Source organism: Bacillus sp. Brlt_9 (genome assembly GCF_051948935.1).
In the GTDB taxonomy this organism is placed as follows: domain Bacteria; phylum Bacillota; class Bacilli; order Bacillales; family Bacillaceae_G; genus Bacillus_A.
The window spans coordinates 117,160-140,507 of sequence record NZ_JAYJLO010000001.1 but is presented as its reverse complement, the minus strand read 5'-3'; the positions used below and the strand labels follow the sequence as shown (position 1 = coordinate 140,507).

Sequence of the window (23,348 nt, the reverse complement as noted above, 5' to 3'; positions counted from 1 at the left end):
GTAAGGAGGATTAAAATGAGTACCCTTCCAATTCATGCAAAACTGAAAGCAAATAAAGATACCTTCTTCCTCCCCGACTCAAACGGGGGTGTCTATTTCCGAAATAACGCCAGTTCATTTCGTATGGACGGTGACGGAATTTATAACTGGATTGAAAAGTTAATGCCGATGTTTAACGGTAATTATTCTTTAGCAGAAATAACGGATGGTCTCCCTCTTCCCTATCAAAATCGTGTGTTTGAAATTGGAGAGATTTTATATACAAATGGGTTTGTCCGTGATGTAAGTCAAGATGCACCTCATGAATTAAACAGTGCGTTACTCGACAGGTATGCTTCGCAAATTGAATTTCTAGAAGCAGATTCTCATTCAGGCGCTTTAAAATTCGAAACGTATCGCGCGGCAAATGTCCTTATAGTTGGTTCTGGAGATATGCTTACATCCTTAGTTTCTTCTTTATTAGAATCCGGATTACCTACCTTTCATTACCTTGTGACAGATTGTGAAGATACGAATTACGACCGCATTTATGAGCTAATAGAACGTGCACATGAAGTAGATGATACTGTGCTTGTTCAAGAAATAGATACGACAATTGATCGTCCCCTTCATGAAGTGTTCGAGCCTTTCGACTGGATTTTGTACGTTTCTCAAAATGGAGATATTGAAGGTCTAAGAACAGTTCATACGATTTGTAGAGAAATAGGAAAGAATTTCATACCGTCCGTCTGTTTATCAGCACTTGGTATAGCTGGCCCTGTCGTAACAGCGAATCGTGAAGAATGCTGGGAGTCCGCATGGCATCGGCTACATGAAACAACTTTACAAAATGAACATTCAGCAGCATCATTTTCACCTATTACATCTGCAATGTTAGCAAATATAATCGTTTTTGAATTATTTAAACATGTTGCTGATGATTCACATCGGGAAAAGAATCCACAATTCTTTTTATTAAACTATGAAACACTCGAAGGAGCATGGCATCCTTTTATAAAACATCCTCTCGCAACTGATGAAAGTTTTACAATTGATACGATAGAAAATCTTTCTGAACAACTTGAGCATCGGTCCAGCCAACATACTTCAACTGATTTATTCCGTTTTTTCGATTCATTAACTTCTAAAGAAGCGGGTATATTCCATATATACGATGAACAAGATTTATATCAATTACCGTTATCACAATGCCATATTCAAGTAGCTACACCACTATCAGATGGTCCTGCTTCCCTCCTGCCTCTTATGACTTGCACTGGTTTAACTCATAATGAAGCGCGCCGAGAAGCTGGTTTAGCAGGAATTGAAACATACGTAGCAGAAATTATGCACCGCCTTATCCCTGAACATAACGATATCGGTATTGGCGCTGGGGAAACGATGACAGAAGGTGTATACCGGGCACTACACCAACATTTAAATAACAAATTGTATGAACGGCAATCACATATGCTAGAAGAAATTACGACAGTCGACTTAACCGAAATTCATGATAAACATTGTAGATTTTATTACGATGCTCTCGCTACAATTCATGAAACACCTAAAATAGCAGTAAGTGAAGAGATTCTCAGCTTTCCAGTCGTTTGGGTCGGTATAAATGATCGATGGTACGGCGCGTCTAATATTAATACGACGTTAGCGTTACGAAACGCACTACAACTATCACTTCTTCACATTCAAAATGAAGAGACTCCTTACAGAGCTAATATCTTGCCTGAATCCTCTATTATTTTATATGACACGGATTCTTTTAGGTTAGAAATACAAGCGGAAGAAGAAATTCCAAGCTCGCAATCTGTACAGCTTGCCTTGCAACATTTAGAAGAACATAATTTTTATCCATTCGTGTTTGATTTAGCAATTGAACCATTTTTGAAAGAAAACTTAGATGGTGTGTACGGGGTATTAATCGCAAAGGAGGATAGTCTATGACTCAAAATATATTACTTATAGGAGATGGCTTGCTTGCAGACTATGTACACAATCATTTAAGCAAACAATTTTCCATCATTCGCCAACATACTATTACAGACAAACTCCCTGAAAATATTCAACTCGCTCTCGTATTACACGATGGCTCTCCTTCTGCTATTCATCATGATGCCGAGCTAATTTTTCGTTCCAATCATATTCCGTGGCTACGCGGGTTTACTTCATTTGGTGAAGGTGTTATCGGCCCTTACATTCATCCTCTTGCAGCGGGATGTACCCATTGTGCTGATGGACGACGCTTTATCGCTGGCTTTGATCAAAAAGAAATGTGGGAGCTACAGCGAAAATATGCGGTAAAAGAAGATAACGTAACGAGGCGTGATGTACGTGCCACCCAAAATGGGATGCTACAAATGTGCCATCTTATTTGCGCAGAAACAGAGAAGATATTAGCTCATCGCCATTCTTCTTTAGAAAACGAACTCATTTTACTAAACTTACAAACACTGCAATGTACACGTCATTCTTTTCTTGCAGATCCCCTCTGCCCTGTATGTAGCAATTTGCCTGACGATACGGCAGATGCAGCTGTGATTTCATTACAACCAAGCTTAAAAACAAGTGATACAACATATCGCTGTCGTTCCATTCATGAACTAAACACATTTTTAACGAGAGATTATTTAGATTACCGAGTCGGTATGTTGAACGGAAAAATGCAGCATTCTTTATTGCCGTTTGCTGACGTTATTATAAACATGCCATTAATGTTTGGAAATGAAGGGGTTGCAGGCCGAACTCTTTCATTTGCAATAAGTGAAGCAACTGCTATTTTAGAAGGTTTAGAACGATACTGTGGTATGTCACCTCGAGGAAAAAAGACGAATGTGCATGGTAGTTTTCATGATGTAGAGGATTATGCACTGAATCCCCTCTCGCTCGGTGTACATACAAATGAACATTATAATCGTGATAATTTCCCGTTTAAACCGTTTGATCCTGACTATGAACAAAACTGGGTATGGGGCTATTCTTTATTACAAAACGAGGCAATTTTAGTTCCTGAATCAATCGCTTATTATAGCCTCGGTCATCGAGATGCTTACGTATATGAAACATCAAATGGCTGTGCAATTGGTGGTAGTTTAGAAGAAGCAATTTTTCACGGCATTTTAGAAATTGTAGAGCGTGACGCCTTCTTGCTCACTTGGTATACGGAATTACCCCTTCCCCGCCTTGATCTTAATTCAGCAAATGATATGGAATTACAATTAATGATCCAGCGGCTGTACACGATTACTGGGTATGAGTTACATGCTTTTAACGCAACGATGGAACACGGTATCCCGAGCTTATGGGTAATTGCGAAAAATACGCGAGAAAATGGAATGAACGTTGTTTGTGCTGGGGGCTCTCATTTGGACCCAGTCCGCGCTTTAAAGAGTGCCATTCACGAAATAGCAGGCATGTTACTTATAACAGACGATGAACTTCAGCAAAAAAGAGAGCACTACGAAAACTGCTTACAAGACCCTTATCTCGTAAATAAAATGGAAGACCATAGTATGTTGTACGGATTGAAAGAAGCAGAAGAACGTCTTCACTTTCTTTTGCGTGACGATGCGCCGGTGCAAACGTTCCAAGAAATGAATGCAATACAATCCGTTGACCTTGATTTAACATCCGACCTTCATCAACTTTTAAACCGCTTGCAGCAATCTGGACTTGAAGTAATCGTTGTAGATCAAACAGTACCTCTTATAGAAAAAAACGGATTACATTGTGTAAAAGTCATTATTCCAGGCATGCTACCGATGACGTTCGGCCACCATCTCACTCGGGTTACAGGACTGGATAGAGTGTATACTGTACCGATGACGCTTGGATATACAAACGAACCTTTAACGAATGAACAATTAAATCCACATCCGCATCCGTTTCCATAGTAAAGGAGGGATTCTATGCAGCTGGATACTTTTTTACATCATCTCCATTTTTCTATAGACGAAATTATGCCGAACCATGAAGTGGACTGGGAAGATGCACCGCTTCCTTATAAACTATATCGAAATGTACCTATCATCCCTCTCTCTTTAGAAATCCCATTATCTTTACCTAACTCTTCTACTACACCTACTTTGAAGGAGATTGGTCATTACCTTTGGTCCTCATTTGGTTTAACACAATTATGTCAGCTAAATAGCGAGAAAATTTTATTTCGAAGATCTATCCCTTCAGGCGGCGCTTTATATCCAAATGAATTGTATATATATTTAAAGATTAACGATTATCCAGACGGCATTTACCATTACGACGCCGCACACCACCGACTTATCTTACTTCGCGAAGGAAATTTCGATTCTTATCTTTCGGAAGCACTTGGTAATCGTTGTAACATACATTCTTGTTTTGGCACTGCATTCGTATCCACTATGTTTTGGAAAAACTACTTTAAATACAATAACTTTTCATATCGACTTCAAGGATTAGATAGTGGTGTTCTCATCGGACAATTACTTGAATGTGCCAAACAATTCGGTTACACAAATGGCGTATATTTTCAGTTTCTAGACCGGACAATCAATCATTTACTCGGACTGTCAGAAGGCGAAGAAAGCGTGTATGCTGTCGTTCCTTTAAGTACAGAACCACAAACGAATTGGTTTAACAATGATTACCGTGAAAATAAAACAGTTACTTCTCATGAGTTGTTACAGCAAATTCCGCCTTTAGCACACGAACATTTCGTTCGATCAAAGCAAGTAGATAAACACCTGATGATAACAAAAATAAATGAAGCTTCTATGATTGAATCGACAGTACACTTCCAAACACTGCATCATGAAGAGCACTATCAACATCATGCGCACGCTGTACAGCTACCGAAAGTAGAACGTTTATCGTATAATTTCTTACAACTTTGTAAACAGCGGTATTCCCCTGATGCTGACTTTACTTTAACGAAATGGGATGCAGCCGCGCTCGCTACTTTACTACAAGAAACGAGCCTCTCCTTCCCTTATTACAACGACCTTGACGGTAAGTATGTAAATGAAAATGAACGTGTCTCATTATATGGGTGTTTTTATAACGTAAAAGATATAGAAAACGGTGCTTATTCATATAACAGTAAAACGCATTCCATACAACCACTTCGATATGGAGACCTTCGTTACCCCCTTCAATCTAGTATGACGATGGATAACGTAAACCTTTTTCAAGTACCGCTTTGCCTACATGTAGTCGGAAAGAAAGATTACTATACAAATGCATTAAACTATAGAGGATATCGTATCCACCAAATGGAAGCTGGTATCCTCGTTCATAAACTCATTTTCGCAGCGACCGCAATGGGAATGGCTGGGCATCCTTTACTTAGCTTTGATACAAATTCATGTGATCAGTTGTACGGGATAGATGGTGGAAATGAAACGTCTCTCATTCAAATTCCAGTTGGGGCGTATCGGGCTCGGAATTGGTTAAAAGGGGATTTGCATAATTAGAAGCACGCCGTCCACCGGCGTGCTTTTTTACTAGATTAATTTAAAAATACTCTTAATTTGTCTCGCAAATAACCAGTTTTTCGTACCGTAGTTATCATTTAAACTATCTAAATTGATAGATTGTCCGTTAGCAAATTTTAATTCTAGCATTGTATTTTTATCATTTGTTTTTAAGTTACTATGTGTAATGGCATCATACTTTAATTTTTCAATCTCAACATATTCGTCTTTTTCTTGTCCGATTACGACATGATCTTGGAAGAAGAATAATACTTCTACTTTCTTACCGAAGCAAAATACATTTTTCGTATAAATTAATGTCGCATTATCAAGTCCGACACATACTTCTTTCATCTCTTCAACAACATTTCCAAAGTCTTCTTCATGTCTTGCGTTTGATTCAGCAATCCATTCTTCGATTGTTTTCATGTTAATTGCCATACTGTGCCCCCTGGTTCGTTCATTGCTTTATTTAAAAATAAATACTATATGACAATATAAGCCATATGTACTATGTTTTCAAGGGTGAACGGTATATTCAAAATAAAGTTAAATTTCAAAGTAATATATAAGTAGAATCTATTTCATTATATTTTAAACGTTTGAACGAGACATTCTTCATCATCGATTAACTGTGTTTTCTCATCAAATTCGATGTTTAGCTCCCTATATACTTTCTTCCAAAAAGAAACAGCTGGTACATTTTTCACAAGTTCGATAATGAAATACTGTCCTCGTTTCTCTTTTAGTACATTCTCAATAACTCTTTTACCGATTCCTTTCCCCTTATACTGATTCAATATGAAAATGTCATTTATGCTAAAGTCATTTTCCTTCTTCAAAAACGGGCGTTCCAACAATAATAAAAATCCTATAATACTATTTTCAGCTTTTATAAAATACGGAGTGATTCCATCATTTTCCCAAAACATGTGCAAATCTTCGTATTCAAAAAATCCATTTTCCCCAATCGTTATATTAGGAGTGAATGTAGAGAGGTCATGAAGATATAGTGCATACAAATTACGCAATATTTCTTTTTCTGATTCTTGAACTGTTTGAAGTGTTACAACCATTTTAAAAATCCCCTTCCCCTATATGTAAATTCCCCTTTTTTATTCGGCAAAAAGGATTATTCCCCTTTAACGAAAAAATAGCACTTAAAAAGTGCTATTCCGCTCTCCTTGCCGCTTGCTGAATTGGATCCCAAACGCTGTTATATGGTGGTGCGTAACTTAAGTCGACATCTTCTAAATCGTGAATGCTCATTTTATTGAAAAGCGCCATCGCAATCACATCAATCCGTTTATCTACACCTTCTTCTCCAATTACTTGTCCGCCTAATAATTGTTTCGTGTCAGAACAATATAGTAATTTCAAATAAAGTGGTTTCGCATTTGGATAATAGCCCGCCATATTTGTTGAATCTACTTTGACTGTTTTATACGGAATATGTAGTCCTTTTGCCTCTTTTTCATTTAACCCTGTTCTTGCAAGCGTCAAATCCATAAATTTAATAATACCTGTACCTAACGTACCTTTAAAGGCTCTTCGTTTATCAAGCATATTCAGTCCAGCAAGTCGCCCTTGTTTATTGGCAGTCGTTCCGAGCGGGATATGATCATGAATTTCCTTTATAACGTGGTAATGTGTTGCGCAATCACCAGCTGCGTATACGTCCTGCACATTCGTTTGCATGTATGCATTTACTTCAATTGCCCCTTTATGATTTGTACGTATATTTGTTCCTTCAAGAAAATCAGTATTTGGCTTCACTCCAACCGATACTAAAACAAGATCTGCTTTATACGTCCCTTTATCTGTTTCAATTTGTTCCACTCTTTCGCTTCCTTTAAATGCTTTTACATTTTCATTCGTTAAAATTTCAATATGGTGTTTATCTGCTTCTTTATGTATATATTCTGCCATATCTGCATCATAAATCGTACCGATATGATCATTTCGCTCAATCATTCTTACTTTCTTACCAAGTTCGACGAATGTTTCTGCCATCTCCAGTCCAATCGCACCGCCGCCAATAATGGTTACATATTCAACTTTATTCGTTTCTAACGTTTTTAATATACGCTCAGCATCCGGAATTGTTTTTAAAAGATGAACACCTTGTAAATCTCGGCCCTCCCACTCTGGCATAACAGGACGTACTCCGGTCGCAATTAATAATCGATCGTATGGAAATTCAAAGACATCTTTCGTCTTCGTATGCTCTGCGTATACCATTTTCTTTTCCGTATCTACTTTCGTTACTTCATGTCGTACTTTCGCATCAATTCCATATTTATCACGAAACGTCTTTACATTACGCGCGATTAACTTTTCCGTTGAAGCGATAGCACCACTAATGACATACGGTAACCCACACTGAGCGTATGAATAAATTTCACCTTTTTCTAACGTTACAACATTTGCATTTTCATCGTTTCTAACAATTTGCATAGCTGCACTCATACCAGCTGCATCTCCGCCAATAATGACATAGTTCACTTTACCACTCCTTCTTTTTTACATACTCTTTACGTTTTCCATATTTTGTAGAAATAACACCTACTTCCATTGTAAAGAAATAATATTTCATCTACAAATTTGGTGCACAAACCTATAGGTAAATAGGTAACCGTCGTGTCTTATAAACAACATGTTTAATATGCTATAACAGTTACTATTGAAAGTAGGTGAAATATATGTGCGCCAGCCTTCTCACCCAGCTTCGAGATGAACCGCAAGAACCAAAAGAACCGAAACCCGCCGTCTCACTTGACCAAGAATTTTCTATTAATGCAACAATATACAGCGCTCGTGCTTGGTTATCTAACGATGATACGTTTGCGCAAGATATTTGGAAAGCTACCCAATTCGCTTCAGCATCACATGCTGGCAAATCCATCTTTCCAGTCGGTTCCGTTAAAATTCTGAACTTTTCTGACGATACAATAACCGTTACTGCTTCGCCAGATTCAGATCATGCGCTCAAAATAGTCGTACCACCCCATTCCGAGGCAGCTCTAACGTCTGGTCCTTTATCACATATACAAGCTAGTACATCAGGAGGATCAAGTAAAGTCACATTTCTCTTTCACATCTTTTTCTCAAGAGATCCTGGTTCAGATAAATAACCATAAAAAAGGTACAGCTATGCACTGTACCTTTTTCACGTGTTTATTCTCTTGATTTGATGAGTTCCACATTATAAGTTTCAATATCTGTTAGCTTTCCTGAAAAATATGGATTTTCTCTATACCAAGACTGTTTTGAAAAGTATGATTGCATATCTTTCGTTTGAAACATGTGTCCATGTCTTGCGTATATTTCATTTCTCGCTATTTTCAATTGTTCTTTCGATAAATATGCTAAGTCTGTACTCGTTAATTTTCGAATATCACTATCAGGGAAAATGAAACCATTATATACATACCGAGTCGTAGGCGGCGGAGTAACATTATAAACAACTGTTTTTTCCGAGCTCTTCTTCTGGAATGGAAGATTATACGAAGGAAATGCCGTTACCGTTTCTACCTTCGTCGTTTCCCTTCCAGTTTCTCCATTTCGTTCTAAATAAATCGTCGCACTTCCATCAGTCGCTACCGGTCCCCACGTAATTTCTTCTCCAGCTAGCGCTGTAACTGGCTTTTGATTCACGTACAATGTTGCACCAGGGGCGTTCGTTTGAACTGTAATATATTGCCCTTGCAACGTTAAATCTATCGTTACGTTATTTTGTCCTTGTTTCATAAGTACAACCTTTTCTTCACGTGATAGTTTCACATAGTCATTTTTATATTCTGCTTGAAACACTTGAGCTCCTGGAAGAAACGGTCCATATTGCTTCTCAAACTTTTTGTCATCAGACTTATCAATTTCTATTCCATTCATTTTTAAAGATGTACCTTTTTCATTTGTAAGCAGCGTCGTATAATACGTCTTCGCTTTCAATTTATATCGATCAAAGATAAAAAAATACTTTCCATCTTTCGTTAACGAAAAGTCTGTTCTTTCGATTCCGTTCCCTTGTTTTTCAACTATCCTCAACTGTTCTTTCAATTCATTTACGTATGATGGATTTTCTTTTATATATGAAAATAGAGGCTTTACACTTTCTCCAGTTACAATAACTGACGGATCATCTGCTGTGATAATCTCGGCTAATTTCTCCCCGTCCCTCTCTTGTAAAATAGTAATGATCCGATCTACTTGTGCCGATTGCTTATAATACGATGATCCGTACAAATACAGTCCAACAATCACTACAGCAAGTAATGTTAAAAGTGTAATGCCAACTTTTGTACCGCCGCTCATTTTCTTCTTTATTACAGGGTTTTCTCTCTTCTTACCGCAGTTTTGACAAAATTGCACACCTTCTTCAAACTGAGTCCCACACTTTGTGCATATATTCATCCATTCAACCACCTTTTCTTTAGAAGCCAGTTAATCCCTGTGTAAAGGTTTGAATTATCGTGCTAATGTAAGACCACAGTACAATGAATGTTGCAATTCCGATTAAAACATTTGCGATAAGAAGTGTATAAATAGGGTCTAATCCGCCATTTTCTAGCTTTACTATAGCGACAATTATACTAATTGATATATACGTTGTAGCCAGCCCTAATAAGATTGGTAAGAAAAAGATTAATAAAAAGCTAAACAGAAAAGAAAGAACTAATATAGCAATAGCTGGCGTCGCTATCGTTCCCCATACACCGAATACTTCAAGAAATGAAAATGAAGATTTCATCATCTTCCCACTGACAAAAATAATAAATCCGACAAATAAAGTTAAAATAAGTAAAAATAAAAAGACCGTTACAGAGTCCAAAAAGAATGTAGGAGTAGGTATATCTGGTGCAAATGTTTTCGTAACAGCTGCTGCAGCACTCATCATCCTATAAAAAATACATGCTCCTAAAAAACAAATAAGAACAAGACTTATAATTCCATTTCGTACTTCAACCTTGCCGCTTTTCATAATCGCTGTCGGTGCTTTGAAAGCGTGTTTAAAGAACTGAAAATAGCCACTTGCAAACCGCTTCGCTTGCTCTACCGTTTCATTTCGCCGGGTTTCCTTTGCTTCTGCTACGCGTGCTTGTTGCTCATCTTCTTCCTGTGCACCACTCGCTACTGCTTCCTCCGTCAACGAATGTCCACAATTCCCGCAAAATTTTGCCTCTGCTGCATTTTCCGTCTGACACGCCGGACATTTCATTCTCTTATCCCTCCTTGAGCATATACCATATAGGGTGTTACAAATTCAATATATGACTTTGTACATAAAACATGACTACAAGAAAAAGATTATGAAATCCTTCTTTCAAAAGAAATATATGTGCTAGCAATCTTGAAAAATAATGCTATTATGAAACAGAACAAATAACGTTTGTAACAGATTGGATGACTGGCAATGGAATTGGTAAACTCAATTTTTCAAATACTCCTTACAAGCGTAATCCAATTATTTTCTTTAATTGGCGTTATCATTGTAATTGGATTTCTATTAGGCTATTTAGAATCACTAACACGAATGTATTGGTCGAGAGCTTTCGGAAGAAAAGGATTCCTTTTAACGGCGTGGATTGGTGTTCCGATTCACGAACTTGGACATGCCATTATGTGTGTACTATTTCGTCATAAAATTGTAGCAACGCAGTTTTTCCCAACAGATACAAGTCAAGGTGCTTTAGGTTACGTACAACACCAATACAATCAAAAAAGTGTATATCAACGTATCGGGAATTTCTTCATTGGAATTGGTCCTATTATTTCTGGTATTACTGCATTAATCCTTTTAATGCGCTATTTCGTACCAAATTCATATTTCTTATTTAATACAACTCTCGAAAAAACAATTGCTTCTACTTCTATTAATGTAGAAATGGTTCAAAACATGCTCTTGTCGACGTTTGTATTATTGAAAAGCTTATTTACACTGAATAATTTATTGAATCCTTCTTTTTGGCTATTTTTATTTATCGCTATTTGTATTTCTGCCCATATCGCTTTAAGTAAACCAGATATTAAAGGATCAATAGACGGTGTTATCGTCATGTTTATCGTATTATTTTTATTCAACATAATCGCAGGACTATTTCAGTACGATAGTAACCAGCTCATTGGAAAAATGATGAAGTATAATATGTATCTCATTGCATTTTCTAGTGTAGCATTGCTGTTCTCTTGTATTTCTACACTTGTTAGTTTTGGATTTTATAAAATAAGAGGAGGGCGTTCTTTTTGAACGCCCTCTTCTATCTTTAAATAATTATTTATCAGATTTAATAAGTTATTGAATGGGAATAGATGGTCCAATCACTTCGTTTTCTTTCCCCGAATACGGTACAAGTGAATATTTTCCCGCCGCTACATTAATTCCATCAAATCTACTAAAAGAAATGTCTCCGCCTTTATTCGATACAAATGCCTCTTTAAATATATATGTTTTTCCAGATTCTGATTCGATTTTAAAATAAATATCTTCATTTGCACTTTGTGGCACATCATAATAAATTGTTGTGGAAATCGGCGTAGAAACTACTTTTTTAACAATTACTTTATTGCCATCGTATAAAGCAATTGTTTCATTTAAATCAAACGTCTGCTTCTCTTTCATCAACTGAGCTTGTGATACTTCTATATCAAATATCCATGGTTGCTCAATTACAGTATCCTTGTTGAATGTATCATAAGTAATTTCGATTTGAAGTTCATCAGTTTGTGGCATTTCACTTAACTCAACACCACCGTAAATTGTAAACATAGAATCATTTACTCCAATTGATTGTGCATCCTTTGCATTAGAAAAGTCACGCCCATTTATTCGTACCTGTGGAATTAAATATGTTTGGTAATCAAATTTCACACCTTTCGCTGGCTCAAATGTTGAACTGATAAATAATTTATTTTCATCCACTAGTACCTCATTTAAAGTCAGTTTACCGTATTTATTTTCAGCGGTTTTCCCAATAGCCGTTTTATAGGGAGAATAGTCAAGTGGTTGCTGTTTATCAATATATTTTTCAATGAATCCCGCTATAAATGGCATATTTGCTAAAGATGTTTGTCCAAGCGGCACTGTAATGCTGACAATTAGCATGCAAGCTGCTACGACTCCGAACCATTTTTTTGAATGTTTGTTTTTACGGCGCTTATTTTTCACACGTTTTTCCCACTGCTTTTCCTCTAGTTTGGTTAAGGGAGTCTCCTCAAACTCTGTGATATCCAACTGAATATCATTTAACTCTTTATAAATAGACATGCCCTCACACTCCATTTTTAAAAATAAAAATCTGTTTGAGCTTTTTTCGTCCGCGTGACAGTTTGTTATGAATCCATGACTCCTTCACGTTAAGATGAGATGCAATTTCACGAGACGGTACACCTTCTAAATAATACTTTTCAAAAATGTTACGATCTGTTGCTGACAACTCACTAAGCAGTTCCTGTACGTCTAAGAAGTCATTTTGTTTTCTTTGTTCTTGATACAGACGATCATTAATCTCCGTACAGACAGTTTGTTGCTGATTTCTCACATTTTTCCGCTGATAATCAATTGCCCGATATTTTGCAATGGCTGCTATCCATTGTTTAAACGTATTTTTACTTGAATCAAATGAATCGATATGAAACCAAATCGCTAATAATACATCATCTAAGCATTCTTCATAATCTTGCTGATTGCTCTGTACATATTTTTTAATAATAGCGCTGAGTAATCCTCCATATGTTTGAATAATAAACGTAATGCTTTTCTCATTACGTTTTTTAATTTGTTTTACAACATTTTCTTCCGTTATCTTCAAAGGTAGACCTCCTTGTACTGCTAATTGGTATCTACTTTCTAATACGAATGAAAAACAATAACCCTATCACTGTTTTTCATATGCAAACACAATTTCACCATTAAACAACATATATCTTGTTCATAATGAGAAGAGCTAGTTCATTACGAACTAGCTCTTCCCTTTAATTACTTCTCTTATAATCACAATGTTCAACCGGAACACGAGCATGTCCCTCTTCATCGGTACACCATGACTGTGATTGGAAGGCAAGAAAGATACCAATCCATTTTTCTTCCTTTTCAAAATGAATGAGTATTCCTCCGTCTTGCCATATACCATTATCACCTTTCCATTTCTCTACATTTCCTTGATTCATGTGAATATCATGTATTCCGTTTCCTGGTTCGAAATGAAAGTAAGAATCGGGTGTATTTTCTTCTGGTCCCCATCTTTCACCAAACGCGTAAATAATTGCTTTTTCTTCTATTGCTCGTTTTATATAACGTTCTATTTTTTCATTTAAATCATTATCCACTCCTGCTTTTTCAGCAGGTAAAGGAATCATTTGTTTCGAATCAAATACATTACCTCTTACGTAGTCTAAAGCTACTTTCGGTTCATTGTTTTTTATTTCTGTAAAACCAAATGGTAATGTCGGTAAAATATGAATCGCCTCTGACCGAATATTGTCGCTCGCAAAATATAAAACTTCTGACGGGTAACTTTGCGACTTTACGTTAATTGCAATACGATAATCTACTTCTGCTTCGCCTTGTAAATGAACTTGATAATGAGGAGTTTTCCCTTTTCCGATCTTAGATTGTATAACGGTACCTTTTAACACACCATAATTTTTTAAGGGCATACATTTCATCTCCTATTCATTTAATAGAAGCTTTTCATATTTAAAACATTATCCAATCATAAAAAAAATCCTCCTATGTTAGGAGGATTTTTAATTTCTCAACATATACCAAACAATAACCTCTACCACTACAAGTAACACCGCACCAAAAATCATTAATGTCGTCTTCTTTAATAGTTCATTTTCACGATACGGAATGTTACATAAATACGCACCTAGTGTAATCCGTGACGGGCAAGCGATGGTCGCTACTGATGATGCGGTGTTTTGGAGTGTTGTAACGTATTGCCACGGGAGTGCTACGTTTTGCGCCGTTTGCATTTGTAGTTTTATAAACATCGCATTTGATCCTGCGTTACTACCTGTTAAGAAACCACCGATTCCGCCAATAAACGGAGCAACAAAAACGAAAAACGTCCCAAATGTTTCACCAGCTGTTTTTGCAAGTAACGAATGCATGCCAGATGCACCCATTAGTTCTGAAATAGCGATAAACATTGTCGTCGTAATCGCAAATGGAATCCATTGTTTTATCGTTTGCGAGAGTGATTGTTTAATAATATGAGATGGTATTCGGAAGAAAATAATAGTAAATAAGCAAGTCATACCGAGCCAAAATCCTGGTGAATATAGCATTTCTAGCTTGTAAGAGTATGATTTTAAATCAAGAACTGCATATGATCTGAATACATCATGTAATGCTGGTACGAGGCGAGAAAGTAAAATACAAACGGTTAAGAATATATAAGGGCTAATAATTTTTATAATAGATATTTCTCTTTCCGTTGCCGCAGCATGTTCTGTTATTAGATTTTGCTCCCCTTTTCCTTTTAATTTAATGATAAGAAAGCCAAATGTAATTGTAACGATAGAACTTAATATACCTGCGAGTTCAACACTTACGTATGCGTTAGAAAGATAGATTCCGAGAGAGAATAATAGAAAGAAACCGAATCCTTCTTTCCACTTTTCAATCACGGCCTGCCAGCCACCAACAATGTGTAAAGAAAGAATAACAAAATAGGCAAACATCGGAATGCTTAATAGTGCTGTATTTGTGCCAAGTGTTGTAAGCGGCATATTTATAAGCTGCGAACCGATAATCGTACCAGTTGCCATTGCGCCCCATGAGCTAGCTAGTAAACCGATAAATGAGAGCAGTACAGCTTGAAACGGTTTATATCCTAATGATAAAAAGATAGGTGCTGCAACCATGAAGCCGATACCGAATCCACTTACTGATTCAATTAGCGGACAAATACCAAAACACATAAGAAGCATTTGTAATAAACGATCGTGCGTCACTTCTTCTAAAAAACGCGCTACTTGATCGATGTACCCCATTTTGTTCATGAGGTGAAATAAAAAAATACCGAAAAACAACACGTACCCGACAATAAAACAAATTAACGAACCTTTAATCGTTGCGTGCACAGTTTCACTTATCCCTAGTTGAAACGTTGGCGAGAGCAAAACGATTCCAACAGACACAACGTAAGCAATTAAAGAGGACCGTAATGACGTTTGTTTAAATAAAAATAAACAAATGAAAATCATCATAATTGGGATAAGTGCCAACAATATGGCCATGTTATCATCTCTTTTCATTAAAAATACAATTTTTAACTATTATATAACAGATGTCATAATTTTCAATTATTTTTACAACAGATTCAAAAAAGGAGCCAAATGGCTCTTTTCATTCCCATTTTCTATTATCCTGAAAAACGTTCTGCTGCCTGATTATTTTGTCTAACACAACAAACACAATATAAGCACATATGACTTGCAATACAACATTTCCAAATTTCATTAATTCAAATGAATGGATCCACCTGAATAATTCATTTAATAATACAATCGAAACGATACTAAATAGTTCTATACTAATCGAAAATATACATATTTCTAAAATAGATTGCTCTTGAATGCGATTTAAGTTGGAAAAGATAAATACATATCCTAAAAATAGAGCCATCACCTCTATTTTCGTCATGCTAATGAGCCAAGCGTATAGTGGTACAGTTAAAAGAAGATATAGTAGTTTCCGTCTTAGCATGCTTTCTCACCCTCTAAATTATATGTATTTTCTGTATATTTTAACATTTATTACGCAAAACAAAAAGAAGAGACTTATGCCTCTTCTTTTTGTTTTGTTGCCTGTATTAATTCACATATTTCTTCTCGCTTTTCATTTTCTAGTAGCTCAATGACTTTACTTCCAACGACAACTCCGTCACATATTGTAATCATCTCTTCTACATGTTCCTTCGTTGAAATACCGAATCCTGCCACTACCGGTAAATGTGTATGTGATTTTACTTTTTCTAAGTAACTATGAATCTCACCTTTAAAGTTTTGACGTACTCCTGTTACGCCCGCTACTGTAACTGCGTAAACAAATCCTTCTGATTCACTCGTAATTTTCTCGATTCGCTCAATTGGGCTCGTAACAGTAACAAGTGGAATTAAAGCGATATTCGCCTCTAGAAGGAGCGGCGCAATAATGTCTTGTTCTTCATACGGTAAATCTGGAACGATGATGCCGTCTACACCCGCTTCTAAGCATCTCTCAATGAATTTTTCTTTTCCGAATGCGAGTACTGGATTTAAATATGTCATGAGTACAAACGGAATTTGTACTTCTTTCCTTACCTCTATTAATGCTTGAAAAATGCCTTTTACTGTTACACCGCCATCTAGCGCTCGCTTACCCGCTCTTTGAATCGTTGGGCCATCTGCGACTGGATCTGAAAACGGGATGCCAATTTCAACAATGCTCGCTCCTGCTTCATCTAAAAAACGAATTCTTTCTTTTAATTTTTCAAGACCACCATCTCCGCCCATTACGTACGGAATAAATGCTTTCTTACCACTTTCAAACGCGGCTTTAATTTTTTCTACTCCCATTTTTTACACCTCTTCCATATAACGTTTTATACTCTCTACATCTTTATCACCGCGGCCAGATAAACAAATGACAAGCCCTTCGTCTTTCTTCATTTGCGGCGCTAATTTTAATGCGTATGCGACAGCATGTGAGCTTTCTAATGCCGGGATAATCCCTTCTTTTTTCGTTAATAATTGAAATGCTTCTAACGCTTCATCATCAGTAATGGAATAATAAGAAACACGGCCAATATCTTTTAGCAAACTATGTTCTGGTCCAACACCCGGGTAATCAAGTCCCGCTGAAATAGAGTGTGCTTCTTGAATTTGTCCTTCTTCATTTTGCAGAAGGTACATCATCGATCCGTGTAAAACACCGACGCTTCCTTTCGTTAAAGTAGCTGCGTGCTTTTCTGTATGAACGCCTTTTCCAGCTGCTTCAACGCCGTAAAGAGCAACTTCTTCATCGTGTACGAACGGATAAAACATACCCATCGCATTACTACCACCGCCAATACAAGCAACGACTGCTTCTGGTAATTTCCCTTCTAACGCTTCATATTGTTTTTTCGTTTCGTTCCCAATTACACTTTGGAAATCACGAACAATTTGCGGGAATGGATGTGGTCCGAGAACAGATCCCATAATGTAGTGCGTATCGTGCACGTGTGAAACCCAGTAACGAAGCGCCTCGTTTACCGCATCTTTTAATGTACCGCTACCTGCCGCTACACTTTCTACTTTCGCTCCGAGTAATTCCATTCGGAACACGTTTAATTTTTGACGTCTCACATCTTCTTCTCCCATAAAGATGACGCATTCTAATCCGAGTAGGGCACATACAGTAGCTGTTGCCACTCCGTGTTGCCCAGCCCCTGTTTCAGCGACAACTTTTTTCTTGCCCATTCGTACTGCAAGTAGTGCCTGACCGATTGTATTATTAATTTTATGAGCTCCTGTATGGTTCAAATCTTCACGTTTTAAATAAATCTTTGCACCGCCGCAATACTTCGTCATATTTTCAGCGAAATAAAGCGGTGTTTCTCTTCCGACGTACGTTTTTAAATAATGATTTAATTCTTTTTGAAACGCTTCATCTTGCATCGCTTCTTTATATGCTTCTTCTAGTTCTAATACAGATTGCATTAACGTTTCTGGAACGTATCGTCCTCCATATACACCGTAGTGACCTTTTTCATCTGGATATGCGTAATTCATTTGGAACACTCCTTCGCTTTTATAATAAATTGTTTTATTTTCTTTAGATCTTTCTTTCCTTCTGTCTCTACTCCGCTACTTACATCGACCATGTACGGCTGAATCGTTCGAATCGCTTCTTCTATATTAAGAGCGTTTAATCCACCAGCTAATATCGTTTTCTCTCGCAATTCTTTCGGCATATGCGTGAGTAACTCCCATGAAAATTTCTTTCCATTTCCTCCGTGAAACTTTTCTTTCGGGCTATCAAACAATATATACTCCGTTTCATACCTTTGAGCGTTTTTCATATCGTTCTCTGAAGTTACTCCAAGTGATTTTATAGACGGAATATTCAATCTTCTAATTTGATGATTATCTTCATCCCCATGTAGTTGCACGTGTGTTAATCCGCATTCCTCTGCAATTTTCTGGATACCTTCTACTGATTCATTTACGAAAACACCGACCTTTAACACGTTTGCTGGAAGCTCCTGAATGATTTCTTTCGCAAGCACTGGGGTAATTTTCCGCTTACTTTCTGCAAAAACAAATCCGAGTGCATCTGCTCCGTATTCGCAAGCATGTTTTGCTGTTTCCATATCAGTGATCCCGCAAATTTTCACTTTCATACGTTCACCTTACAATCTTCAAAAAAGGTACGAATAGAAGAGGATGTCATAAGCGCTTCTCCAACTAATACACCTTTTGCTCCGGCTCGTTTGACGCGAATAATATCTTCCTTTGAATGAATCCCGCTCTCACTAATCCAAAGTAATTTCTCCTCATTTAATCTTTTTCCAAGCTTTTCTGTTTGGCTTAAATCGACTTCGAAAGTTTTTAAGTTACGATTGTTAATACCGATAACGTGCGGATTTAATTGAATTGCAATTTCTAATTCCTGTTCATCATGGACTTCAACAATTGCTTCTAATCCTTTTTCTAGTACGTAGCGATACAGCTCTTGTAACTTCTCTTTCTTTAACGCGGCTACAATTAATAAAATAATATCTGCCCCAGCTTCATACGCCCTATCAATTTGAATTTTATCGATTATGAAGTCTTTGCATAAAAGCGGAATGTTACTTTCTTCACTTGCCGTTTGTAAATCATGAAACGATCCTTTAAAAAATTGAACGTCTGTTAAAACAGAAACTGCACCAGCTCCGCATTCTTCATATGTTTTTACTTGCTTTCGTACATCAACATGTAAATTAATATCTCCTTTTGATGGTGATGCTCGCTTTACTTCTGCAATGACAGTAAACTGCTGTAACGCTTCTACAAGAGAATGTGTCTTTCTACTTTCTTCTATTGGTGTATACGTTTCATATAATGCCGCAACTTCTTTTTTCTTTTGGTCTACAATTTTGTCTAAAATCGTCCCCACTTTAATTCACCCTTTCTAATTTTTCATTACTTGCTGCAATTAATAAGTTTAGTTTGGCTAATGCTTTTCCAGAGTCAATGCTATGCTTTGCTAGTTTAATTCCTTCTTCAATCGTTTCTGCTTTTCCATTTGCAAAAAGAGCTAGACCTGCATTTAATAAAACAGTATCGCGGTAAACACTCTTTTCTCCGCTTAATACCCCGAGCGTAATCTTTGCATTTTCTTTTGAATTCCCGCCTCTAATCTCTTCATTTTTCACTATTTTGAAACCGTATTTCTCAGGTCCAATACTCGTTTCTACTATTTCATTACCTTTCAAAATGACAACATGATTTTCTCCTTGTAATGATGCTTCATCTAAAAATCCACTTCCGTTTACAACAAGTGCTTGCTTTCTTCCTAGTTTCTGTAATACTTGCGCAACTGGTAGTAACATGTCTCGTTTATAAATACCGACAAATTGTGTTTCTAAATTCACCGGATTTGTTAAAGGGCCAATTAAATTAAAGATCGTCGGCACATTTAATTCTTTTCTTATTTTCATAATGCGTCTTAATGCTGGATGCATCGCTGGTGCGAATAAAAATGCAATGCCGACATGCTCTAATAAATAATCAATTTCGTTTGGTGTACTGCTAATATTTACACCGAGTTCTTCTAATAAATCTGCACTTCCTGTTTTACTAGATACAGCACGGTTACCGTGTTTTGCAACCTTTACGCCAGCTCCTGCCAGTACAAATGCCGATGTTGTACTAATATTAAACGTTTGGGCACCGTCACCACCCGTTCCGCAATTGTCCATTGCTCCTTGTATATGGTTCAAAAACGGTAATGCCTTTTCACGAAGTGCTCGAACGAGGCCGTATATTTCTTCTGCTGTTTCACCTTTCGCTTTCAGTAAGACTAAGAAAGCTGCAATTTCACTTTCCAATATGTTTTCATTTAATAAAAGAAGCCCTGCTTTATACATTTCCTCTTCTGTTAAATGTTGTCCCTCCACTAATTTACGAAGATAATTATTCATACTCTTTCCTCCTCCTTCACTTCTGTTAAAAAGGCACGTATTAACTTTCCGCCTTCTTCTGTCGCGATTGATTCTGGATGAAACTGTAATCCGAATAGCGGGTAATAATTGTGACGAACTGCCATAATTTCTCCGTCATCCATCGCTGTCGCTAGTATGTCAAAACACTCTGGTAAACTCGTTTGCGCTGCAACAAGGGAATGGTAGCGCATCGCTGTTAGCGGCTGTGTCACGTACGAAAAGATTGACGTCCCGTTATGTTTCACACGAGATGTTTTTCCGTGTTTAATGCGCTCCGCTCTAACAATTTCTCCTCCAAATGCTGATATAATTGCCTGGTGTCCGAGGCAAATACCTAATATGGGAACGTTCTTATAAAAATGACGAATCACTTCGATACAAATGCCAGCATCCTCTGGTTTTCCTGGTCCTGGTGAAAGTACAATTCCTGTTGGATTCATCCCTTCTAGCTGTTCGATCGTTATTTGATCATTTCTTACGACAACAATATCTTCTTCGTATTCACCTAACAGTTGATACAAGTTATATGTGAATGAATCGTAATTATCAATCAGTACAATCATTTCATTACCTCCAATAGTGCTCTCGCTTTATTTAACGTTTCTTCATATTCAGCTACTGGGTCTGAATCATAAACAATTCCTGCTCCTGCCTGAACGTATGCTTTTTCATCCTTTACAACCATCGTTCGAATGGCGAGCGCCATATCAAGATTCCCTGAAAAACTAACGTATCCAACTGCACCTGCGTATACATTTCTTTTTTCATTCTCTAGCTCATTTATAATTTCCATCGCTCTAATTTTCGGAGCACCTGACACTGTTCCTGCTGGCAAGCAATACGCTAATGCATCAAATCCACTCATTCGTTTTCGCAATGTTCCGTAAACTTCGGATACAATGTGCATGACGTGAGAGTATTTTTCTACTTTCATATATTTATCTATCGTCACAGAGCCAATTTCACTTACTCTGCCAATATCATTTCGCCCAAGATCTACAAGCATCATGTGCTCCGCTCGTTCTTTCTCATCTTCTAACAGTTCTTTTTCGATTTCCGCATCTTCCTGCTTCGTTTTCCCTCTCGGCCTCGTACCGGCAATTGGATTCGTCATCACTTTATTCTCTCTTACCGATAGCAAACTTTCTGGCGAAGAACCGAGTACAACATAATCTTGAAAATCAATATAGAACATATATGGTGATGGATTTGCAATTCGAAGTTTTCGGTATAACGCGAATGGATCACCAATACATTCACTTTGCAAACGCTGAGATAATACGACTTGGAATATGTCCCCGGCCCCGATGTATTCTTTCGCTGTTTCTACCATCGCGCAAAATTCTTTTTCCGTTATAGAAGAAGTGAATGATAATGTTGATCTTATTTCAGTTACTTCCGCTTCTTCTCCCTTTAGCACTTCCTCTTTATATACTTGCAATCTTTCATATACTTCTTCATAAGAAGCTGCATCATCTTCCCTGCATACATATACAAATGATAATTTTTGGCGTAAGTGGTCATACACGATAAACTCACGGTACAGTAACAGGTGTACTTCTGGAATATTTAGTGGATCGTGTAAATCTGCTCCAATTTTTTCATATTGCCGAATAACGTCATAGCCAATATAACCAACTGCTCCTCCGCAAAACGGGAATGGACCGTCTACTTGAGCTGACCGGGTTTCTTCTTCTAACACTTGTAGCACGTTACCTTGCAGCTTTTCTGCCCGGCCGTAAATCGTTCGTTCCACTTCCGTACCGACGCTTTTCACTTCGCCATACGGATTACACCCTAAGTAAGAATAGCGTCCTTTATCTTGATGAAGCTGCGAACTTTCTAATAAAAACTTTTTCTTTCCCTTCATACGTCTATATAAAGAAATTGGCGTAATGCTATCTCCTTCTTCTTCAGCGATTACTAAAAATGCTCTTCCCTCTTCTTTTTGTTTCATAAATTCCTCTTTTGTTATCATGCCTTTCACCTCAATCTGAAAAATAAAAAAGTCCTCTACATATCGAAAATATGTAGAGGACGATAAATTTACCGTGGTACCACCTCATGTTGGACGCAAAAGCATCCCGCTTTGTTCAGGTACAAAATATATACCTTATCCTTGTAACGGCGGAACCCGGGTTGCCTACTGAAAAAAATTGTTCAGCATACCTCTCGTAAGCCCATTCCGTATATGGCACCGCACCGGGCTCCCACCTATCCCCGGCTCTCTGTAACGTCTCCAATATACGTACTCTTCTTACTTCAACGATTTCATTTATTTAATTTTTTGTACACAAAAAGGGAGTACTCATCCTATAGAAAGGACGGGTACTCCCGTGGTGCCACCTTAATTCGTTACAAATGTAACGCACTTTACCGTATCAAAAACAATACGTGTCTCTTATATCGATGAGATCATGTCGCCAAAGCCTACTTCTTTCGTTTCGGTTTGGAAGCTCCGAAGCCCATTCCACATTAATCCCATACTGATTCGCACCAACCATCAGCTCTCTGACATGTTCATCATGTGTACTCTTCTTCATCAACGCTTGCATTTTTTTAAGTTGCATTCATTATAGACCTTACTTTTTTCATAAGTCAATACTTTTTAAAAAATTTTATTTTTCTCTCCTTTCAATATTATATTGACAAAACAACCTCTTTTTATGTAAATATAATAAATACTCTATTAAAAATAAGGTTTTTTGTATGAATATTATATATTAAAAAA

Annotated in this window: 22 protein-coding genes and 2 other annotated features; of the genes, 5 read left to right on the top strand and 17 right to left on the bottom strand. The window is 37.2% G+C overall.

Translation table 11 applies throughout. The features are described 5' to 3' along the window. Nucleotides 1-15 precede the first annotated feature (15 nt). The 3 genes from VF726_RS00735 to VF726_RS00725 are packed head-to-tail and all read left to right on the top strand — an operon-like array spanning nt 16 to nt 5,438. Entirely contained in the window at nt 16-1,935 is a 1,920-nt protein-coding gene (locus tag VF726_RS00735) for a putative thiazole-containing bacteriocin maturation protein (protein WP_440165118.1), read from the top strand. Then, nucleotides 1,932-3,881 (top strand): TOMM precursor leader peptide-binding protein, encoded by a 1,950-nt coding sequence (locus tag VF726_RS00730; RefSeq protein WP_440165116.1) that lies wholly within the window; start codon nt 1,932-1,934, stop codon nt 3,879-3,881. Before VF726_RS00735 ends, VF726_RS00730 begins: the two co-directional genes overlap by 4 nt. A gap of 15 nt (nt 3,882-3,896) precedes the next feature. Then, on the top strand, nt 3,897-5,438 hold the full coding sequence (locus tag VF726_RS00725) for a SagB family peptide dehydrogenase (protein WP_440165114.1): 1,542 nt from the start codon (nt 3,897-3,899) through the stop codon (nt 5,436-5,438). Nucleotides 5,439-5,468: 30 nt separating this feature from the next. Here VF726_RS00725 and VF726_RS00720 read toward each other — a convergent pair whose 3' ends face one another. The 3 genes from VF726_RS00720 to VF726_RS00710 all read right to left on the bottom strand — a co-directional run bounded on the left by VF726_RS00720 (nt 5,469) and on the right by VF726_RS00710 (nt 7,943). Next, nucleotides 5,469-5,879 carry a DUF3908 family protein gene (locus VF726_RS00720; RefSeq protein ID WP_440165112.1) on the bottom strand — a complete coding sequence of 137 codons (411 nt, stop codon included), beginning with the start codon at nt 5,877-5,879 and terminating at the stop codon, nt 5,469-5,471. A 146-nt stretch (nt 5,880-6,025) separates the two neighbouring features. Continuing rightward, nucleotides 6,026-6,514: a GNAT family N-acetyltransferase gene (locus tag VF726_RS00715; RefSeq protein WP_440165110.1), complete on the bottom strand. Its 489-nt coding sequence runs from the start codon at nt 6,512-6,514 to the stop codon at nt 6,026-6,028. 94 nt (nt 6,515-6,608) lie between these two features. Continuing rightward, entirely contained in the window at nt 6,609-7,943 is a 1,335-nt protein-coding gene (locus VF726_RS00710; RefSeq protein WP_440165108.1) for an FAD-dependent oxidoreductase, read from the bottom strand. Nucleotides 7,944-8,140: 197 nt separating this feature from the next. On the opposite strand from VF726_RS00710, the gene VF726_RS00705 reads away from it, so the two are divergent. Beyond that, a complete protein-coding gene (locus tag VF726_RS00705; RefSeq protein WP_212955152.1) occupies nt 8,141-8,572 on the top strand; it encodes a hypothetical protein in 432 nt (143 codons plus the stop codon). A 43-nt stretch (nt 8,573-8,615) separates the two neighbouring features. Here the strand turns inward: VF726_RS00705 and VF726_RS00700 are convergent, their stop codons facing one another. After that, on the bottom strand, nt 8,616-9,851 hold the full coding sequence (locus VF726_RS00700) for a YARHG domain-containing protein (protein ID WP_440165106.1): 1,236 nt from the start codon (nt 9,849-9,851) through the stop codon (nt 8,616-8,618). 19 nt (nt 9,852-9,870) lie between these two features. Beyond that, nucleotides 9,871-10,656, bottom strand: coding sequence for a zinc-ribbon domain-containing protein (locus VF726_RS00695; protein WP_440165104.1), 786 nt, complete (start codon nt 10,654-10,656; stop codon nt 9,871-9,873). 195 nt (nt 10,657-10,851) lie between these two features. Here VF726_RS00695 and VF726_RS00690 point away from each other — a divergent pair, with 195 nt between their 5' ends. Further along, nucleotides 10,852-11,685: a hypothetical protein gene (locus tag VF726_RS00690; protein ID WP_440165102.1), complete on the top strand. Its 834-nt coding sequence runs from the start codon at nt 10,852-10,854 to the stop codon at nt 11,683-11,685. Between the two features lie 45 nt (nt 11,686-11,730). Here VF726_RS00690 and VF726_RS00685 read toward each other — a convergent pair whose 3' ends face one another. The 12 genes from VF726_RS00685 to trpE all read right to left on the bottom strand — a co-directional run bounded on the left by VF726_RS00685 (nt 11,731) and on the right by trpE (nt 22,595). After that, nucleotides 11,731-12,702: a DUF4179 domain-containing protein gene (locus VF726_RS00685; RefSeq protein WP_440165100.1), complete on the bottom strand. Its 972-nt coding sequence runs from the start codon at nt 12,700-12,702 to the stop codon at nt 11,731-11,733. 4 nt (nt 12,703-12,706) lie between these two features. Further along, entirely contained in the window at nt 12,707-13,246 is a 540-nt protein-coding gene (locus VF726_RS00680; RefSeq protein ID WP_063546863.1) for a sigma-70 family RNA polymerase sigma factor, read from the bottom strand. Between the two features lie 163 nt (nt 13,247-13,409). Further along, nucleotides 13,410-14,093 (bottom strand): DUF2278 family protein, encoded by a 684-nt coding sequence (locus VF726_RS00675; RefSeq protein WP_088298784.1) that lies wholly within the window; start codon nt 14,091-14,093, stop codon nt 13,410-13,412. Between the two features lie 90 nt (nt 14,094-14,183). Further along, nucleotides 14,184-15,683 carry an L-lactate permease gene (locus tag VF726_RS00670; RefSeq protein WP_440165097.1) on the bottom strand — a complete coding sequence of 500 codons (1,500 nt, stop codon included), beginning with the start codon at nt 15,681-15,683 and terminating at the stop codon, nt 14,184-14,186. Nucleotides 15,684-15,792: 109 nt separating this feature from the next. Continuing rightward, on the bottom strand, nt 15,793-16,152 hold the full coding sequence (locus VF726_RS00665; protein WP_440165095.1) for a DUF4029 domain-containing protein: 360 nt from the start codon (nt 16,150-16,152) through the stop codon (nt 15,793-15,795). A 74-nt stretch (nt 16,153-16,226) separates the two neighbouring features. Next, complete coding sequence (trpA, locus tag VF726_RS00660; protein ID WP_440165093.1) at nt 16,227-17,003, bottom strand: tryptophan synthase subunit alpha; 777 nt, start codon at nt 17,001-17,003, stop codon at nt 16,227-16,229. 3 nt (nt 17,004-17,006) lie between these two features. Next, a complete protein-coding gene (gene trpB / locus VF726_RS00655; RefSeq protein ID WP_440165091.1) occupies nt 17,007-18,200 on the bottom strand; it encodes a tryptophan synthase subunit beta in 1,194 nt (397 codons plus the stop codon). Continuing rightward, nucleotides 18,197-18,811: a phosphoribosylanthranilate isomerase gene (locus VF726_RS00650; RefSeq protein ID WP_440165089.1), complete on the bottom strand. Its 615-nt coding sequence runs from the start codon at nt 18,809-18,811 to the stop codon at nt 18,197-18,199. The genes trpB and VF726_RS00650 overlap by 4 nt, the downstream gene beginning before the upstream one ends. Next, nucleotides 18,808-19,569 carry an indole-3-glycerol phosphate synthase TrpC gene (gene trpC / locus VF726_RS00645; protein ID WP_440165087.1) on the bottom strand — a complete coding sequence of 254 codons (762 nt, stop codon included), beginning with the start codon at nt 19,567-19,569 and terminating at the stop codon, nt 18,808-18,810. Before trpC ends, VF726_RS00650 begins: the two co-directional genes overlap by 4 nt. A gap of 1 nt (nt 19,570) precedes the next feature. Next, entirely contained in the window at nt 19,571-20,596 is a 1,026-nt protein-coding gene (trpD, locus tag VF726_RS00640; protein ID WP_440165085.1) for an anthranilate phosphoribosyltransferase, read from the bottom strand. Then, a complete protein-coding gene (locus VF726_RS00635) occupies nt 20,593-21,180 on the bottom strand; it encodes an aminodeoxychorismate/anthranilate synthase component II (RefSeq protein ID WP_000636341.1) in 588 nt (195 codons plus the stop codon). The genes trpD and VF726_RS00635 overlap by 4 nt, the downstream gene beginning before the upstream one ends. After that, nucleotides 21,177-22,595 carry an anthranilate synthase component I gene (trpE, locus tag VF726_RS00630; RefSeq protein ID WP_440165083.1) on the bottom strand — a complete coding sequence of 473 codons (1,419 nt, stop codon included), beginning with the start codon at nt 22,593-22,595 and terminating at the stop codon, nt 21,177-21,179. The genes VF726_RS00635 and trpE overlap by 4 nt, the downstream gene beginning before the upstream one ends. 52 nt (nt 22,596-22,647) lie before the next feature. After that, nucleotides 22,648-22,892: a binding site (T-box leader), on the bottom strand. A 42-nt stretch (nt 22,893-22,934) separates the two neighbouring features. Then, nucleotides 22,935-23,172, bottom strand: a binding site (T-box leader). Between the last annotated feature and the right edge of the window lie 176 nt (nt 23,173-23,348).